General features: G+C 66.2%; 18 protein-coding genes. 4 read left to right on the top strand and 14 right to left on the bottom strand.

Going from position 1 to position 17,372, the window contains the following annotated elements:
- The first annotated feature begins 6 nt into the window (after window positions 1-6).
- Both lysS and HWX31_RS32120 read left to right on the top strand, forming a co-directional pair.
- Window positions 7-1,533: a lysine--tRNA ligase gene (gene lysS / locus HWX31_RS32125; RefSeq protein ID WP_059726020.1), complete on the top strand. Its 1,527-nt coding sequence runs from the start codon at window positions 7-9 to the stop codon at window positions 1,531-1,533.
- Window positions 1,534-1,787: 254 nt separating this feature from the next.
- Entirely contained in the window at window positions 1,788-2,531 is a 744-nt protein-coding gene (locus HWX31_RS32120; RefSeq protein ID WP_174965906.1) for a glycine zipper 2TM domain-containing protein, read from the top strand.
- A 127-nt stretch (window positions 2,532-2,658) separates the two neighbouring features.
- Here the strand turns inward: HWX31_RS32120 and iscX are convergent, their stop codons facing one another.
- From iscX to HWX31_RS32060, 12 genes are all read right to left on the bottom strand, one after another.
- Window positions 2,659-2,868 (bottom strand): Fe-S cluster assembly protein IscX, encoded by a 210-nt coding sequence (iscX, locus tag HWX31_RS32115; RefSeq protein WP_010091957.1) that lies wholly within the window; start codon window positions 2,866-2,868, stop codon window positions 2,659-2,661.
- Window positions 2,869-2,887: 19 nt separating this feature from the next.
- Complete coding sequence (gene fdx / locus HWX31_RS32110) at window positions 2,888-3,229, bottom strand: ISC system 2Fe-2S type ferredoxin (protein ID WP_010091956.1); 342 nt, start codon at window positions 3,227-3,229, stop codon at window positions 2,888-2,890.
- A gap of 87 nt (window positions 3,230-3,316) precedes the next feature.
- The gene (gene hscA, locus HWX31_RS32105) at window positions 3,317-5,185 is read right to left on the bottom strand and encodes a Fe-S protein assembly chaperone HscA (RefSeq protein ID WP_174965907.1); all 1,869 of its coding nucleotides are present in this window, start codon (window positions 5,183-5,185) and stop codon (window positions 3,317-3,319) included.
- Between the two features lie 54 nt (window positions 5,186-5,239).
- Complete coding sequence (gene hscB, locus HWX31_RS32100) at window positions 5,240-5,767, bottom strand: Fe-S protein assembly co-chaperone HscB (protein WP_059616162.1); 528 nt, start codon at window positions 5,765-5,767, stop codon at window positions 5,240-5,242.
- Window positions 5,768-5,862: 95 nt separating this feature from the next.
- Window positions 5,863-6,186, bottom strand: coding sequence for an iron-sulfur cluster assembly protein IscA (gene iscA / locus HWX31_RS32095; protein WP_012213076.1), 324 nt, complete (start codon window positions 6,184-6,186; stop codon window positions 5,863-5,865).
- Between the two features lie 63 nt (window positions 6,187-6,249).
- Complete coding sequence (gene iscU / locus HWX31_RS32090) at window positions 6,250-6,657, bottom strand: Fe-S cluster assembly scaffold IscU (RefSeq protein ID WP_010091952.1); 408 nt, start codon at window positions 6,655-6,657, stop codon at window positions 6,250-6,252.
- 68 nt (window positions 6,658-6,725) lie between these two features.
- Window positions 6,726-7,949 carry an IscS subfamily cysteine desulfurase gene (locus HWX31_RS32085; protein WP_174965908.1) on the bottom strand — a complete coding sequence of 408 codons (1,224 nt, stop codon included), beginning with the start codon at window positions 7,947-7,949 and terminating at the stop codon, window positions 6,726-6,728.
- Window positions 7,950-8,014: 65 nt separating this feature from the next.
- The gene (gene iscR / locus HWX31_RS32080; protein WP_042584372.1) at window positions 8,015-8,554 is read right to left on the bottom strand and encodes a Fe-S cluster assembly transcriptional regulator IscR; all 540 of its coding nucleotides are present in this window, start codon (window positions 8,552-8,554) and stop codon (window positions 8,015-8,017) included.
- 120 nt (window positions 8,555-8,674) lie between these two features.
- On the bottom strand, window positions 8,675-9,157 hold the full coding sequence (locus HWX31_RS32075; protein WP_174965909.1) for a low molecular weight protein-tyrosine-phosphatase: 483 nt from the start codon (window positions 9,155-9,157) through the stop codon (window positions 8,675-8,677).
- A gap of 101 nt (window positions 9,158-9,258) precedes the next feature.
- Entirely contained in the window at window positions 9,259-9,486 is a 228-nt protein-coding gene (locus HWX31_RS32070) for a hypothetical protein (protein WP_042584374.1), read from the bottom strand.
- Between the two features lie 137 nt (window positions 9,487-9,623).
- On the bottom strand, window positions 9,624-11,036 hold the full coding sequence (locus tag HWX31_RS32065; protein ID WP_059660745.1) for a lactate utilization protein B: 1,413 nt from the start codon (window positions 11,034-11,036) through the stop codon (window positions 9,624-9,626).
- A 35-nt stretch (window positions 11,037-11,071) separates the two neighbouring features.
- Window positions 11,072-11,794 carry a (Fe-S)-binding protein gene (locus HWX31_RS32060; RefSeq protein WP_010091945.1) on the bottom strand — a complete coding sequence of 241 codons (723 nt, stop codon included), beginning with the start codon at window positions 11,792-11,794 and terminating at the stop codon, window positions 11,072-11,074.
- 181 nt (window positions 11,795-11,975) lie between these two features.
- On the opposite strand from HWX31_RS32060, the gene HWX31_RS32055 reads away from it, so the two are divergent.
- A complete protein-coding gene (locus HWX31_RS32055) occupies window positions 11,976-12,785 on the top strand; it encodes an IclR family transcriptional regulator (RefSeq protein WP_010091944.1) in 810 nt (269 codons plus the stop codon).
- Window positions 12,786-12,876: 91 nt separating this feature from the next.
- Here the strand turns inward: HWX31_RS32055 and pbpG are convergent, their stop codons facing one another.
- On the bottom strand, window positions 12,877-14,007 hold the full coding sequence (pbpG, locus tag HWX31_RS32050; RefSeq protein WP_076474939.1) for a D-alanyl-D-alanine endopeptidase: 1,131 nt from the start codon (window positions 14,005-14,007) through the stop codon (window positions 12,877-12,879).
- A 656-nt stretch (window positions 14,008-14,663) separates the two neighbouring features.
- On the opposite strand from pbpG, the gene HWX31_RS32045 reads away from it, so the two are divergent.
- Window positions 14,664-15,230: a phasin family protein gene (locus tag HWX31_RS32045; RefSeq protein ID WP_042584655.1), complete on the top strand. Its 567-nt coding sequence runs from the start codon at window positions 14,664-14,666 to the stop codon at window positions 15,228-15,230.
- Window positions 15,231-15,484: 254 nt separating this feature from the next.
- On the opposite strand, the gene lpdA is transcribed toward HWX31_RS32045, so the two are convergent.
- Entirely contained in the window at window positions 15,485-17,245 is a 1,761-nt protein-coding gene (lpdA, locus tag HWX31_RS32040; RefSeq protein WP_174965910.1) for a dihydrolipoyl dehydrogenase, read from the bottom strand.
- Window positions 17,246-17,372 lie beyond the last annotated feature (127 nt).

The following is a 17,372-nucleotide window of genomic DNA, read 5'->3' as shown; positions in this document are numbered from 1 at the left end:
ACCATCATGACCGAATCGACCCAAACGCAGCCCGCCGTCGCGGCGGACGAAAACCAGATCATCGCCGAGCGCCGCGAGAAGCTGCGCGCATTGCGCGAGCAAGGCGTCGCCTATCCGAACGATTTCCAGCCGACGCACCACGCGGCCGACCTGCAGGCGAAATTCGCCGACTCGGACAAGGCCGCGCTCGAAGCGAACCCGGTCGAGGTGGCGGTCGCCGGCCGCATGATGCTCAAGCGCGTGATGGGCAAGGCGAGCTTCGCGACGGTGCAGGACGGTTCGGGCCAGATCCAGTTCTTCGTGACGCCGAACGACGTCGGCGCGGAAACCTACGACGCGTTCAAGAAGTGGGATCTCGGCGACATCGTCGCCGCACGCGGCGTGCTGTTCCGTACCAACAAGGGCGAGCTGTCGGTCCAGTGCAAGGAGCTGCGCCTGCTGTCGAAGGCGCTGCGCCCGCTGCCGGACAAGTTCCACGGTCTCGCCGACCAGGAAATGCGCTACCGCCAGCGCTACGTCGACCTGATCGTCACGCCGGAAACGCGCGACACGTTCCGTGCGCGCACCAAGACGATCGCATCGATCCGCAAGTTCATGGACACGGCCGACTTCATGGAAGTCGAGACGCCGATGCTGCACCCGATCCCGGGCGGCGCGGCCGCGAAGCCGTTCGTCACGCACCACAACGCGCTCGACATGCAGATGTTCCTGCGCATCGCGCCGGAGCTGTACCTGAAGCGGCTGATCGTCGGCGGCTTCGAGCGCGTGTTCGAAATCAACCGCAATTTCCGGAACGAAGGCGTGTCGCCGCGCCACAACCCGGAATTCACGATGATGGAGTTCTACGCCGCGTACACCGACTACCGCTGGCTGATGGACTTCACCGAGCAACTGATCCGCCAGGCGGCGATCGATGCGCTCGGCACCGCGACGATCCAGTACCAGGGCCGTGAGCTCGACCTCGCGAAGCCGTTCCACCGCCTGACGATCACGCAGGCGATCCAGAAGTACGCGCCGCAGTACACCGACGGCCAGCTGTCGGACGACGCGTTCCTGCGCAGCGAACTGAAGCGCCTCGGCGTCGACGTCACGCAGCCGGCGTTCCTGAACGCGGGCATCGGCGCGCTGCAGCTCGCGCTGTTCGAGGAAACCGCCGAAGCGCAGCTGTGGGAGCCGACGTACATCATCGACTACCCGGTCGAAGTGTCGCCGCTCGCACGCGCGTCGGACACGGTGCCGGGCATCACCGAGCGCTTCGAGCTGTTCATGACCGGCCGCGAAATCGCGAACGGCTTCTCCGAGCTGAACGATCCGGAAGACCAGGCCGCGCGCTTCAAGAAGCAGGTCGAGCAGAAGGACGCCGGCGACGAGGAAGCGATGTTCTTCGACGCCGACTACATCCGCGCGCTCGAACACGGGATGCCTCCGACGGGCGGCTGCGGGATCGGCATCGACCGTCTCGTGATGCTGCTGACCGACAGCCCGACGATCCGCGACGTGCTGCTGTTCCCCCACCTGCGCCGCGAAGACTGACCCGCTTCGCCTGCGCGCCCTGCGGCGCGCAGGCGACAGCTTTGTAACCGCGCGTAAATCCCGCCTGCCGGCGTCCGCCGGCAATCGACCCTTCCCCCTTTTATCTCGGCGTCACGCCGGCTTTTGCCCGGTCTGGTGCACGCCCGTTCGCAAACTCCGGCAGCGAATCGTTACAACTTGATACGGCGGCCGTCCTGTGCCTGGACGACACTCCTTTTGCAAAACAACGCACGATTGCGTGCGAGGAGAGCAAAATGGACAACCAGAATCAAACCACGCCGCAAAAGCAACGCCTCCACCCGCTCGTCGCGACTGCGGCGGGCGCCGTCATCATCGCGAGCCTCGCGGCGACGGCGGCCGTCACCGGCCTGTTCCCGAAGGCCACCAGCAGCGACGCGCAGAACGGCCAGACGCAGGCAGCATTGATTGCCTCGCAACCGGCCGTCGACACGGCGGCGGCAGCCAGCGCGGCACGCGCCGCGCAAGCGCAGCAGATCGCAGCCGAGCAAGCCGCGCAACAACAGCAGGCGCAGGTCGCCCAGGCCCAGCCTCAACCGGCTCCGCGCCCGGCGCCGACGCACCATCGCCGCCATACGTCGACGGCGCCGCGTCCGCCTGAGTACGCGCAGCAGGGCGGCGGCTACTCGCAGCCTTCTTCGTCCTATTGCCAGACCTGCGGCACGGTCGTCGCGATCAACCAGATGCGCACGCCGGGCCAGAGTAGCGGCATCGGCGCAGTCGGCGGCGCGGCGGCGGGCGGCCTGCTCGGCAACCAGTTCGGGCGCGGCAACGGCCGCACCGCGATGACGCTGCTCGGCGCACTCGGCGGCGGCCTCGCGGGCAACCAGGTCGAGAAGCAGGTGCGCGCTGAAACCGACTACCAGGTGCAAGTGCAGATGGAAAACGGCACCACGCGCACGTTCACGTACCACAACCCGCCGCCGTTCGGCCAGGGCCAGCGCGTGCGGATCGAGAACGGTACGCTGGTCGGCGCGTAACCGGCCGATCGGTCCCCTGCCCGCGTCACGCGCGGGCAGCGTGAACCGCAAACAAAAACGGCTCATGATCGCTCACGAGCCGTTTTTTTCATCCCGAACCGCTTGCGCCATCAGGCGTCCGCCGTGCTCAGTCTTCTTCGTCGAAGTCGGATTCGTCGATCCAGTGCGCCTGAATCGCTTCGAGAATCTTCTCGCCGGAATGCTTCGGGTCATCGTCGAAGCCGTCGAGTTCGAGCACCCACTGGCGCAGGTCGACGAAATTGATCCGCTGCGGATCGATGTCCGGATGCTTGTCCGCCAGCGCGATCGCGATCTCGCGCGAATCGGTCCACTTCATCGCCTGCCTCCTGTTCCTGTCAGTGATTTTCCTTCGCGTGGTTGATCGAGTACTTCGGAATCTCGACCACCAGGTCCGAATCTTCCTGCACGATCGCCTGGCACGACAGGCGCGACGTCGGCTCGAGGCCCCACGCCTTGTCGAGCAGGTCGTCCTCGTCCTCCTCGGACGGCTCCAGATCGTTGAAGCCTTCGCGGATCACCACGTGGCACGTCGTGCATGCGCACGACTTCTCGCATGCGTGCTCGATCTCGATGCCGTTGTCGAGCAGGTTGTCGCAGATACTCTTGCCGGGCGTCGCGTCGATCACCGCGCCTTCCGGGCACAGTTCGACGTGAGGCAGCACCACCAGTTGAGGCATGTCCGTTCCGTCATTCAAGTGCGGCAGGCTGCGCCGCACGATTCATCATAACGCCGGCCGTCGACGGCCGGCATGCAAGTCCTGCGTTCAGATCTCGTCGAGCCGGCGGCCCGCCAGTGCACGCTTGATGCTCTTGTCCATCCGGCGCGCCGCGAATTCGTCGGTGCCTTCGGCCAGCGCCTTGGTCGCCGCTTCGATCGCGTCGGTATCGTCGCCCTGCGCAACCGTGCGCAGCGCCGCCATGCGCGCATCGACTTCCGCGCGCTCCGCGGCGTCGAGCAGCTCGCCGTCGGCGGCGAGCGCGGCTTCCGTCGCCTCGATCATCCGCTCGGCCTCGACCTGCGCCTCGCGCAACGCGCGCGCGCGCATGTCGATCTCGGCGGTCTTGAAGCTCTCCTCGAGCATCTTCGCGATGTCGTCGTCGGCGAGACCGTACGACGGCTTCACGACGACCGACGCCTCGACGCCCGAATGCTGTTCGCGCGCGAACACCGACAGCAGGCCGTCCGCGTCGACCTGATAGGTCACGCGAATCCGCGCCGCGCCGGCCGTCATCGGCGGGATGCCGCGCAGCTCGAAACGCGCGAGCGACCGGCAGTCGGCGACGAGCTCGCGCTCGCCCTGCACGACGTGGATCGCCATCGCGGTCTGGCCGTCCTTGAAGGTCGTGAATTCCTGCGCGCGCGCGATCGGGATCGTCGAATTGCGCGGGATGATCTTCTCGACGAGGCCGCCCATCGTCTCGACGCCGAGCGACAGCGGAATCACGTCGAGCAGCAGCCAGTCGTCGCCGCCGCCGCGATTGCCGGCGAGCAGGTCGGCCTGGATCGCCGCGCCGAGCGCGACGACCTGATCCGGATCGAGATTCACGAGCGGCGGCTGGCCGAAATGCTTCGCGACCGCGTCGCGGATCACCGGCATGCGCGTCGCGCCGCCGACGAGCACCACGCCCTTGATGTCGGCCGGCGTGACCTGCGCGTCGCGCAGCGCCTTGCGGGTCGGCGTCAGCGTGCGCTGCACGAGCGGCTCGACGAGCGAGGCGAACGCATCGTGCGTAATCGTCTGCACGAGATGCACACCGGTCGACAGCGTCACGTCGAGCGACGCCTGCGGCGCCGCGGACAACGCTTCCTTGAGCAGCCGCACGCGGTCGAGCAGCAGGCGCACGTCCTCGGGCGCGAGCGTGTTCGCGTCGATCCCGGCCTGCGCGAGCACATGGCCGAACAGCGCATGATCGAAATCGTCGCCGCCGAGCGCCGAATCGCCGCCCGCTGCGAGCACTTCGAACACGCCCTTCGTCAGCTTCAGGATCGACAGGTCGAACGTGCCGCCGCCGAGGTCGTAGACCGCGTACAGGCCTTCGGCGGCATTATCGAGGCCGTAGGCGATCGCCGCCGCGGTCGGTTCGTTCAGCAGGCGCAGCACGTTCAGGCCCGCGAGACGCGCGGCGTCCTTGGTCGCCTGGCGCTGCGCATCGTCGAAGTACGCGGGCACCGTGATCACCGCGCCGACCAGCTCGTCGCCGAGCGTATCTTCCGCGCGATAGCGCAGCGTCGCGAGAATCTCGGCCGACACCTCGACCGGGCTCTTCACGCCGTCGACGGTGCGGATCTGCACCATGCCCGGCGCGTCGACGAATTCGTACGGCGCATTCGCCGCGCCTTCGACTTCGGCCTTGCCGCGGCCCATGAAGCGCTTGACCGACACGATCGTGTTGCGCGGGTCGGTCGCGGCCTGCTCCTTCGCGTCGTGGCCGATGCGGCGGCCGCCCTTTTCGAGGTAACGCACCACCGACGGCAGCAGCGCGCGGCCCGCTTCGTCCGGCAGCACTTCGGGCACGCTGTTGCGCACGGCCGCGACGAGCGAATTCGTCGTGCCGAGATCGATCCCGACGGCGAGCCGCCGCTGGTGCGGCGCCGGCGCCATGCCCGGTTCGGAAATTTGCAGTAAAGCCATCTTGGTTCGTTCGGGCGCTCGGCCCGTTTGCTGCGCGTGCCGCGAGGCACGCGGTTAAGTTTCGAGACGCTCGATCTGCGCGCCCACTTCCGACGCGACCCGCTCGATGAACATCAGCTGGCGCACCGCCTCGGCGGCGGCCTGGTCGGCGCCGCTGTCGAGCAGCGTGCCGAGGCGCTCGACGCGCGCGCGCTTCTCGTCGCGCAGCTCGGCGAGCAGCGCATCGAGCGCGCCGACGTTGCGCGCGGCCGCGGCATCCTCGATGCCTTCGCGCCACTCCATCTGCTGCATCAGGAACGCCGGTTCCATCGCGGTGTTGTTTTCCGCGCCGATATCCACGCCGCGCAGCGACAGCAGGTAGGTGGCGCGTTTCAGCGGGTCGCGCAGCGTCCGGTATGCCTCGTTCGCCCGCGTCGCCCACTGCATCGCGATGCGCTTTTGCGCGTCACCGGCCGCCGCGAAGCGGTCGGGATGCACCTGCGTCTGCACGGTCCGGTAAGCGGCGTCGAGCGCCGCGTCATCGAGCGCGAACTGCGCCGGCAGGTGAAACAGGTCGAAGTGGCTGTCTTTCAGCGAGACCATCGTCGCGTTCAATTCCGATTCGTCGCGCGGGCATTCGCCGCGCATTAAAAAGGCGGCACGCGCCGCCTGTTGCCCGCTTCGCGCGGCATCCCGCGTCACACGCGGAACGATTCGCCGCAGCCGCACTCGTCCTTCACGTTCGGGTTGTTGAACTTGAACCCTTCGTTCAGGCCCTCGCGTGCGAAATCGAGCTCGGTGCCGTCGATGTACGCAAGGCTCTTCGGATCGACGACGACCTTCACGCCATGGCTTTCGAACACCTGATCCTCGGGCGCGAGTTCATCGACATACTCGAGCTTGTACGCGAGGCCCGAGCACCCGGTCGTGCGAACGCCGAGCCGCAGGCCCAGCCCCTTGCCGCGCCGGACCAGATACTTCTGGACGTGCTGCGCTGCTTTTTCGGTCAGTGTAATTGCCATGATGTCCTTGCCGCCGCGCGCCGATCGCGGTGCGCGGCGTTCCAGCTGGTCGCTCGATTCCGCTCAGGCGGCTGCCTGATCGCCTTCCTTGACGTCGTGACGCTTCTTGTAGTCGGCCACGGCCGCCTTGATCGCGTCTTCCGCGAGGATCGAACAGTGAATCTTCACCGGCGGCAGCGCCAGTTCCTCGGCGATCTGCGTGTTCTTGATCGAAAGCGCCTCGTCGAGCGTCTTGCCCTTCACCCATTCGGTCACGAGCGAGCTCGACGCGATCGCCGAGCCGCAACCGTAGGTCTTGAACTTCGCGTCTTCGATCACGCCGTCCGCGCCGACGCGAATCTGCAGCTTCATCACGTCGCCGCAAGCCGGCGCGCCCACCATGCCGGTGCCGACCGCGTCGTCGTCCTTCGCGAACGAGCCGACGTTACGCGGGTTTTCGTAGTGATCCAGAACCTTGTTGCTGTAAGACATGACTCAGACTCCTTGACTCGTTACGTCTGCGTGCGCCAATCCGCCCGCGTGTGTATTCAATGCGGTGTTCAGTGCGCGGCCCATTCGATCGTCGACAGATCGATGCCTTCCTGGTGCATTTCCCAAAGCGGCGACAGTTCGCGCAGCTTCGCGATCTTGCTGTTCAGCAGATTGACCACGTAGTCCACCTCCTGCTCCGTCGTGAAGCGGCCGACCGTGAAGCGGATCGAGCTGTGCGCGAGCTCGTCGTTGCGGCCGAGCGCGCGCAGCACGTACGACGGCTCCAGCGACGCCGACGTGCAAGCGGAGCCCGACGACACCGCGACGTCCTTGATCGCCATGATCAGCGACTCGCCTTCGACGAAGTTGAAACTGATGTTCAGGTTGTGCGGGATACGGTGCTCCATGTCACCGTTCACATACGTTTCCTCGATCTGCGACAGGCCGCGCAGCAGCTTGTCGCGCAGCATGCGCACGCGCTCGTTCTCGGTCGCCATTTCTTCGCGGGCGATGCGGAACGCCTCGCCCATGCCGACGATCTGGTGCGTCGGCAGCGTGCCCGAGCGCATCCCGCGCTCATGACCGCCGCCGTGCATCTGCGCCTCGATGCGCACGCGCGGCTTGCGGCGCACGTACAGCGCGCCGATGCCCTTCGGGCCGTAGGTCTTGTGCGCCGAGAACGACATCAGATCGACCTTCAGCTTCGCGAGGTCGATCCCGACCTTGCCGGTCGCCTGCGCGGCATCGACGTGGAAGACGATGCCCTTCTCGCGGCAGATCTCGCCGATCGTCTCGATGTCCTGGATCACGCCGATCTCGTTGTTCACGTGCATCACCGACACGAGGATCGTGTCCGGGCGCAGCGCGGCCTTGAACACGTCGAGGTCGAGCAGGCCGTCTTCCTTCACGTCCAGATAGGTGACTTCGAAGCCGTCGCGCTCGAGCTCGCGGCAGGTGTCGAGCACGGCCTTGTGCTCGGTCTTCACCGTGATGATGTGCTTGCCCTTGCCCTTGTAGAAATTCGCGGCGCCCTTGATCGCGAGGTTGTCCGATTCGGTCGCGCCGGACGTCCAGATGATCTCGCGAGGATCGGCGTTCACGAGTGCGGCCACCTGCTCGCGCGCCTCTTCGACTGCGCGCTCCGCGTCCCAGCCGTATGCGTGGCTGCGCGACGCCGGGTTGCCGAACTGCTCGCGCAGGTACGGCACCATCTTGTCGACCACGCGCGGATCGACCGGCGTCGTCGCGCTGTAATCCATGTAGATGGGCAGGTGGAGAGTCTCTTGGGTCATCTGTCGCTCCGGGTATTCTGTGCAGGGACTATGCGTTATAGGGTGTCAGCGGGCTGGCTTCTCGCTCACGAGCTTGCGATGTTGAACACCGAATTCGGACCGAGCGGCATCGTGCGCACCGGCTCGGCGGGCGCGGCGACGGGCTCCGGCGCGCGCCGGTCGCGCAGCACCGCGGGCGCGCCCTCGCGCGTGCGCTGCTGATCGACGAGATCCTGCAGCGATACCGAATCGAGGTATTCGACCATTTTCTGGTTGAGCGTCGCCCACAGCTCGTGCGTCATGCAGTGGCCGTCGGGCTGCTTCGAGCCGTCGCACGTGCCCTTGCCGCCGCACTGCGTGGCATCGAGCGGCTCGTCGACCGCGATGATGATGTCGGCGACGGTGACGTCCTGTGCGCGGCGCGCGAGGTTGTAGCCGCCGCCCGGCCCGCGCACGGACTCGACGATTTCGTGTCTGCGCAGCTTGCCGAACAGCTGTTCGAGGTACGAGAGCGAAATCCGCTGGCGCTGGCTGATGCCTGCAAGCGTCACCGGGCCCTGCTCCTGGCGCAGTGCCAAGTCAATCATCGCCGTGACGGCGAAACGGCCTTTGGTGGTGAGTCTCATGGGTGTTAGGGGACTGCAATCTTGACGATTTTGGTCAAGTATAAATATTTGACGTTTTTAGTCAAGTATCCATGTCTTCGACAGGGTATTCGCGGAACGGTTAATGAAAACCGGCCGAAGTCAGCGCGGCACGCGCTGGCGCAGCGTGCCCAGCAGGCCGCTGCACGCGGCTTCGCACTGGTCGAGCACCTGCTCGAAGCCTTGCGCGCCGCCGAAATAAGGGTCGGCGACCTCGGACGCCGCCGCCCCGGGCGCGAATTCCATCAGCAGCCGAACCTTGTCGCGATGCTGCGCGGGGCAGCGCCGGCGCAATTCCGCGAGATTGGCCTCGTCCATCGCCAGCAGCAGGTCGAAGCGCTCGAAATCGGCTGCGCTCACCTGGCGCGCGCGCAGCGCCGACAGGTCATAGCCGCGCGTGCGCGCCGCCGTCTGGGCGCGGGCGTCGGGCGGCTCGCCCACGTGCCAGTCGCCGGTGCCGGCCGAATCGACGTCGATCCGGTCCGCCAGCCCGGCGGCTTGCACCTGATGGCGCATCACGCCCTCGGCGGTCGGGGAGCGGCAGATGTTGCCGAGACAGACGAAACAGATCGCAACGCGGGTCATCGCACTACCGGAAGGCCGCGGCGGACCGCGTAAACGAAGAACACGTCATTATACAAAGGCGCCCGGAATCGCGCCGTCGCGCCACGCGACGGCGACCTGCGTCAAAGCGCCTTGGGAGCGGCGAGCACGACACCGCCGGCTGCGGCAGGCAACGGCTTCGCCACGTCGTCGACGAGCCCGAACGACACGGCGCGCGCCAGCTCGGCGGATGCCTGGTGCACCGCGAGCGGCCCCCGCGACGGCGCGTCGCCGACGGCGTGCAGATAAGCGGCAGCCGCGAGCGGCACGACGATCGCCAACGGCCAGTACATCGATATTGTCTTTTTCATGATGCGACCTCCTTGACCTGACGTCCCCGGAACCCTCTCCCGGGGACTACAGACCAGATTCTATAGACCGCATCTATCAGGATAAATACGTAAATAGTGAACTCAGTGTTGCCGCCGGATGAACAGTCGCGCGGCGTTCAGCCGAGATGGCTGCGCGACGCGGCGTACAGCTCGCGGAACGTGCGCCCGGTCGGCACCGGCAGGTCGCGCGTCTCCATCCAGCCGCCCATCATCGGCAGGCGCCGCAGCATGCCGCCCCCGCCGCCGAGCCGCTCGAGGATGCGCACCGCGAGTTTCGTCGTCAGCGCATAAAGCGTCGGACGGCGCGCGACGAAGCCCCACGCGGCCAGCGCCGCGCGTTCGCGCCACGGCCGCAGGCGGCGCTCGACCTGCTTCTCGCGCAGCGTGCGCAGCAGGTGCGACAGCGGGATCCCGACCGGGCAGACGCTGTCGCACTCGCCGCACAGCGTCGCCGCCTGCGGCAGGTCGAGCGTACGATCGAGGCCGACGTAGCTCGGCGTCAGCACCGACCCCATCGGCCCCGGATAGACCCAGCCGTAGGTGTGGCCGCCGACTTTCTGATACACGGGGCAATGGTTCATGCAGGCGCCGCAGCGGATGCAGCGCAGCATCTCCTGGAATTCGCCGCCGATGAGGCCGGTGCGGCCGCCGTCGACGAGCACCACGTACATGTGCTCCGGACCGTCCTCGTCGCCCGGCCCGCGCGGCCCGGTCAGCAGCGAGAAGTAGTTCGACGTCTTCTGGCCGGTCGCCGAGCGCGGCAGCAGGCGCATCGCGGTCGCGAGATCCTCGAGCGTCGGCAGCACCTTCTCGATGCCGGTCACCGCGACGTGCACGCGCGGCATCACCGTGCACATCCCCTCGTTGCCCTCGTTCGTGACGAGCGCGACCGAGCCCGTCTCGGCGATCACGAAGTTGCCGCCCGTCACGCCCATGTCAGCCGACAGGAAGTGCGGACGCAGCACCTCGCGCGCCTCGCGCGTCATGTCGGGAATCTCGGTGAGGCGCTCGCGGTGATGGGTGCGCGCGAACAGGTCGGCGATCTCGTCCTTGTCCTTGTGGACGACAGGCGCGATGATGTGGCTCGGCGGCTCGTTGTCGTTGATCTGCAGGATGTATTCGCCGAGATCGGTCTCGATCGACTGCACGCCCATCTGGCCGAGCACCTCGTTCAGGCGCATTTCCTCCGACACCATCGACTTGGTCTTGATGACCTTCTTCACGTCGTGACGGCGCGCGATGTCGGCGACGAGGCGCGCGGCGTCGGCCGTCGTTTCCGCAAACAGCACCGTCGTGCCGCGCCGGGTCGCCTCGCGCTCGAATGCCTCGAGCCACGCGTCGAGGTTCTCGAGCGCGCGATTGCGGCGCGCCTTGAGCGCCGCACGCGTCGCCGGGAAGTCGATCTGCGTCATCGCGTCGGCCCGGGCGGACACGAACTTCGTCGACAGCTTCTTCAGGTTCTGCTGCAGGCGCTGGTCGGCCAGCTTCTGGCCGGCGCGCGCCTTGAAATGCATCGATTGGACTTGCATCGCGGTATCGGGGGAAAAGTGAGCGGACCCGGGCGTCAGACGTCGCCCGCCAGCACCTGCGCGATGTGCAGCACGCGCGTGTCGCGGTCGCCCGTGCGGCGCAACCGCCCTTCGATGTTCAGCATGCAGCCGAGATCGCCGAGCACGACGGCGCCCGCGCCCGATGCGCGCACGTTCGCGCATTTCTCGTCCGCGATCGCCGCCGAGATGTCGCCGTACTTGACCGCGAACGTGCCGCCGAAGCCGCAGCAGTGCTCGCAGTCCTTCATCTCGGTGACCGCGACGCCGCGCTGCGCGAGCAGCGCGCGCGGCTGCGCCTTGACCCCGAGCTCGCGCAGCCCCGAGCACGAATCGTGGTACGTGACCGGCCCCGCGAATTCGCCGCGCTCGAGCGTGACCTTCGCGACGTTCGCGAGGAAGTCGGTCAGTTCATAGACCTTCTGCTGGAATCGGGAATAGCGTCCCATCAATTCGGGATCGTCGCGGAACAGGTCGCCGTAGTGCGTGCGGATCATCCCGCCGCACGAGCCCGACGGCGCGACGACGTAGTCGAACTGCTCGAACTCGCGCAGCGTCTTCTCGGCGAGATCGCGCGCGAGCGCGCGGTCGCCGGAGTTGTAGGCCGGCTGGCCGCAGCAGGTTTGCGCGGGCGGCACGATTACCTCGAAGCCCGCGTCGCGAATCAGCTTGAGCGTGGAAAAACCGATTTCGGGACGCATCAGATCGACCAGACAGGTCACGAACAAACCGACTCGCATAGGCGCTCCTTCGAGAAAACGGCTCTCATTATCCGCCGTTTGCCCGGCAGGACCAACGCCGCCGCGCGCAGCCCGGCCGCCAGGAACCGATGCGAGGACTTCCTCGAACGCCGTTCGCTTTTTTCACGATACGAGATACAATCGGCGCAACAGCGCATGACGCAGCAACCGATTCCCCGACATGACCAACCCGACCCCGGATTCCAAAACGTCGATCCAGGTGATCGAACGCATGATGCGGCTGCTGGACGCGCTCGCCGCGCACAGCGACCCCGTCAGCCTGAAAGAACTGGCGCAGCGCACCGAGCTGCATCCGTCGACCGCGCACCGTATCCTCAACGACATGGTGACCTGCCGCCTGGTCGACCGCTCCGATCCGGGCACGTACCGTCTCGGGATGCGGCTGCTCGAGCTCGGCAATCTCGTGAAGGCGCGCCTGTCGGTGCGCGACGCGGCGCTGATGCCGATGCGCGAGCTGCACCGCCTCACCGGGCAGACGGTCAACCTGTCGGTGCGGCAAGGCGACGAGATCGTCTACATCGAGCGGGCCTATTCGGAGCGCTCCGGGATGCAGGTCGTGCGCGCGATCGGCGGACGCGCGCCGCTGCACCTCACCTCGGTCGGCAAGCTGTTCCTCGCGGCCGACGAAACGTCGCGGGTGCGCGCGTATGCGACGCGCACGGGGCTCGCCGGCCACACGCAGAACAGCATCACCGACATCGCAAAGCTCGAGCGTGAACTGACGATCGTCCGCCAGCAATCATGTGCGCGCGACAACGAGGAACTGGAGCTGGGCGTGCGCTGCATCGCGGCGGGCATCTACGACGATTCGGGCAAGCTGGTCGCGGGCCTGTCGCTGTCGGCGCCGGCCGATCGCCTGCAGGACGCATGGCTCGGCCAGCTGAGCCGCACCGCGCTGACCATCTCGGAATCGCTCGGCTACCGGCCGGAAAACGCGAAGGAGCTGGACGGCCTGCAGCGGCAAGCCTGAACCGCCACCGCGGGATTCATCGGACGAAAAAAGCCCCGCGATGCGGGGCTTTTTGCTGGCTGCGGCTTTGGCGTCGAACCGCCGCGCCGGATCAGGTGCCGCCGTTCGACGCATTGGCCGCGGTCAGGCGCTCGCCGCCGCCGGCGTCGAGCCAGTTGCGCAGGCGCGCCGCATCGGCGAAGCGCGAATACTTGCCGTATGAATCCAGCAGCACGATCACCATCGGTCGGTCGTGAATCGTCGCCTGCATCACGAGGCACTCGCCCGCCTCGTTGATGAAGCCGGTCTTCTGCAAGCCGATGTCCCACGAGTTGTTGCCGCGAATCAGCGCGTTCGTGCTGTTGTAGGCCAGGTTCCGCTTGCCCGTATTCACCTCGTAGCTGCGATCGGTCGAGAACTTGCGGATCAGCGGATACTGATACGCCGCGTTAACCATCTTCACGAGGTCGCGCGCGCTGGACACGTTCTGGCTCGACAGCCCGGTCGAATTCTCGAAGTGCGTATCGGCCATGCCGAGCGTCTTCGCCTTTGCGTTCATCGCGGCGACGAACGCCGGACGGCCGCCAGGGTAGTAGCGCGACATCGACGCCGCAGCGCGGTTCTCGGACGCCATCAGCGCGATATGCAGCATGTCTTCGCGCGACAGCACCGAGCCGACCGACAGGCGCGAGCCGGTGCCCTTCTCGTAGTCGCGATCCTCGTCGGTGACTTCGATCTGGTCGGTCAGCGGCAGCTTCGAGTCGAGCACGACCATCGCCGTCATCAGCTTCGTGATCGACGCGATCGGCACGACCGCATGCGAATTCTTGTCGAACAGCGGCTCGCCGCTGTTCTGGTCGACGACGTATGCGACGCTCGAGCGCAGCGCGAGCGCATCGGGCGTGTCGTGCAGCCCGAACGCCTGGCCGACGGACGGCTGGCGCGGCTGGAACGCCACCCGGCGCACCGCGCCGTGGTGGCGCACGTTCGCGGCAAGCGTCGCGCGCTTGCGTGCCGATTTCGCTCGCGGCGCGTCGTCGGCGGACGCCGATTTCACCGACTTCTTCGCGGACGAAGCAGTCGCTTTCTTCTTGGCGGCTTGGTGGGTCTTCGCAGTGGCGGCAAAGGCGTCAGCAGGCGTCATGGTGGCAGTGGCCGCCAGCAAGGCGACGGCAACCGACACCGCCGTGCCGAGCGCCATGCTCTGCAACATTCTGCGCGGTGAAAACGATTCGGCTTTCATTGGGGTCTGGACAAAGCGGCGGAGGGGTTCCGCAAGTGTAGTTAAGGCTGAAAAAATAAGCAATATTAGGCACTTACCGATCGTCTTTAAACCGGATTGTAAGCGTCGTCGAAGCTTCGATCGATCGACGCCCCCGCACCCATCAAAAAAAATCATCACGGGTGCGCCGCCCCACAGTGCTCGTCTCCCGATTACCCCTCGGTTAATTGAGATAACGTCACTTTCAGGCCAATTTAAAGCGGGGAAACTACGTATCCGGCGTTCGGAGCGCCAAACTGCGCGCGTATCGGGCCGCGGACGAAGGCACTTCGCCCCGGCCGCACGAAACGGCGCGCTTTTCGACAAGAACAAAAGCACAACGTTCCACCCCCCTGTCAGGTTTACCTGCGCGCGATCCTGGTGCGGCCGCCGTGCGCGCGGTGCGCGCGCACCATGTGGGAAAACGCGTGGAACCGATTCCTTAGACGCGACGATAACTCGTTGTTTTGTCGATAAATTGTCACCATTGTGCAACGCACAAAAAGTGCTTGACATTGGCTTCTTCTGCCCTAAAATAGGTTCCATTGCTGCGTTGCACAAAGCACGCGCATCCGTGGTTCCCCATCGTAGTGCCCTCTATCCTTGCGATCGTCGCGATCGCCTTTCAGGAGCTTGACATGTCTTTGCTGACCCCCGAGCAAATCGCCGCCGCACAGAAAGCCAACCTCGAAAGCCTGTTCGGTCTGACCACGACGGCGTTCGAAGGCATCGAGAAGCTGATCGAACTGAACGTGCAAGTCGTGAAGTCGACGCTCGCCGAGACGCAGGAAAACGCGCAGCGCCTGCTGTCGGTGAAGGATGCACAGGAACTGATCGCGCTGCAGGCGAGCCTCACGCAGCCGGTCGCGGAAAAGGTGCTGGCATACGGCCGTCACGTGTATGAAATCGCGTCGGCCACGCAGGCTGAATTCGCGAAGGTCGCGGAAGCGCAGTACGAAGAGCAGAACAAGAAGGTCCAGGCACTCGTCGACAACGTCGCGAAGAACGCGCCGGCCGGTTCGGAAACGGCCGTCGCCGCGCTGAAGTCGGCGCTGAACGCCGCGAGCACGACGTACGAAACCGTGCAGAAGGCTGCGAAGCAAGCGGTCGAGATCGCCGAAACGAACTTCAACGCCGCTGCTGCCGTTGCAACGAAGGCTGCCAGCGCCGCTGCATCGCGCCGCGCTACCAAGCCGGCTGCGTAAGCCAGCGCTTGCGTCGCTCCGGAAAGGCCGCGCCCAGCGCGGCTTTTCTTTTTTGGGGCGCGACCGATGCGGCTGCGAGCGTTCCACGGTCCTGTCGGCTCCGCTGCATCCGGTCCTGGCGCGATCATCCGGACAGCGCCGCCCCGCCCGCGGCTGAACAACACGCAAAAAAAAACGGCGCTTCCCCGATTGGCGGGAAGCGCCGTTTTTGCCAGGCCGGCGCGCGGCGGCGCCGGCGGCATTGCAGCAATGCGTTACTTCTTGCGCTGCGGCGGCAGGTCCGTGCAGACGCCTTCGTACAGCTCGGCGGCCATGCCGATCGATTCGCCGAGCGTCGGGTGCGGGTGGATCGTCTTGCCGATGTCTTCCGCGTCCGCGCCCATCTCGACGGCCAGGCACACTTCGCTGATCAGGTCGCCCGCGTTCAGGCCGACGATGCCGCCGCCGATCACGCGATGGGTTTCCTCGTCGAAGATCAGCTTCGTGAAGCCTTCGTCGCGGCCGTTCGCGATCGCGCGACCCGACGCGGCCCACGGGAACACCGCCTTGCCGTACTTGATGCCTTCGGCCTTGCACTGCTCTTCCGTCTTGCCGGCCCATGCCACTTCCGGATCGGTGTACGCGACCGACGGGATCTGCAGCGCATCGAAGTAGGCCTTCTCGCCGTGCGCCGCTTCCGCCGCGACGTGGCCTTCGTGCACGGCCTTGTGCGCGAGCATCGGCTGACCGACGACGTCGCCGATCGCGAAGATGTGCGGCACGTTGGTGCGCATCTGCTTGTCGACGTCGATGAAGCCGCGATCCGTGACGGCGATGCCCGCCTTGTCGGCGCCGATCTTGTTGCCGTTCGGGCTGCGGCCGACCGCGACCAGCACGAGGTCGTAGCGCTGCGGCTCGGCCGGCGCCTTCTCGCCCTCGAACTTCACGTAGATGCCGTCTTCCTTCGCCTCCGCGCCCACCGTCTTGGTCTTCAGCATCACGTTGCCGAAGCGCTTCGCGTTGTACTTTTCCCAGACCTTGACGAGGTCGCGGTCCGCGCCGTTCATCAGGTTGTCGAGCATTTCGACGACGTCGATCTCGGCACCGAGCGTCGCGTAAACCGTCGCCATTTCGAGACCGATGATGCCGCCGCCGATCACGAGCATGCGCTTCGGCTGCTGGCGCAGTTCCAACGCGCCGGTCGAATCGACGATGCGCGGATCATCCGGCAGGAACGGCAGCTTCACCGACTGCGAGCCGGCCGCGATGATCGCCTGCTTGAACTTCACGACCTTCTTGCCGCCGTCGCCCTGCACTTCCATGTGATACGGATCGACGAACGCGCCGACGCCCGTCACGACCTCGACCTTGCGCGCCTTCGCCATGCCGGCCAGGCCCGTCGTCAGTTTCTTCACGACGCCGGACTTGAAGTCGCGCAGCTTGTCGAGGTTGATTTCCGGCTTGCCGAACGAGATGCCGTGCGACGCGAGCGCTTCCGCTTCGTCGATGACGAGCGCGGTGTGCAGCAGTGCTTTCGACGGGATGCAGCCGACGTTCAGGCACACGCCGCCGAGCGTCGAATAGCGCTCGACGAGCACGGTCTTCATGCCGAGATCGGCCGCGCGGAACGCGGCCGAGTAGCCGCCGGGGCCGGCGCCGAGCACGAGCATGTCGCACTCGATGTCGGCGGCGCCGGCATAGCTGCCTGCCTGCGGCGCGGCCGCCGGAGCGGCTGCGGGCGCGGCCGGCGCCGCAGGCTTGGCCGGCTGGGCCGCCTTCGCGGGCGCTGCGGCAGCGGCCGCCGCTTCGACCAGCGCGATCACGGTGCCTTGCGAGACCTTGTCGCCGGCCTTGACCTTGATTTCCTTGACGGTGCCGGCGACGTCGCTCGGCACTTCCATGGAGGCCTTGTCGGATTCGAGCGTGAGGAGCGTCTGCTCCTTTTCGATCACGTCGCCCGGCTTGATGTTGACTTCGATGACATCGACGCCGCTGAAATCGCCGATATCCGGAACCTTGACTTCGATGAGACTCATTACTGTCCCCTTCTTGATTAACTGCAGACAGAGGTAGGGAGAAACTCGCGAGTGAACTGCGGCCTGACTGGAGAACGGGGACCTGGGCAGCACCACCTTTGCCGTCCGCCCAAGGACGCGCCTTTCT

Source organism: Burkholderia ubonensis (genome assembly GCF_902833085.1).
GTDB lineage: Bacteria > Pseudomonadota > Gammaproteobacteria > Burkholderiales > Burkholderiaceae > Burkholderia > Burkholderia ubonensis.
Note: the sequence above shows the minus strand (reverse complement) of the source record. Positions and strands in the feature narration are given on the sequence as shown.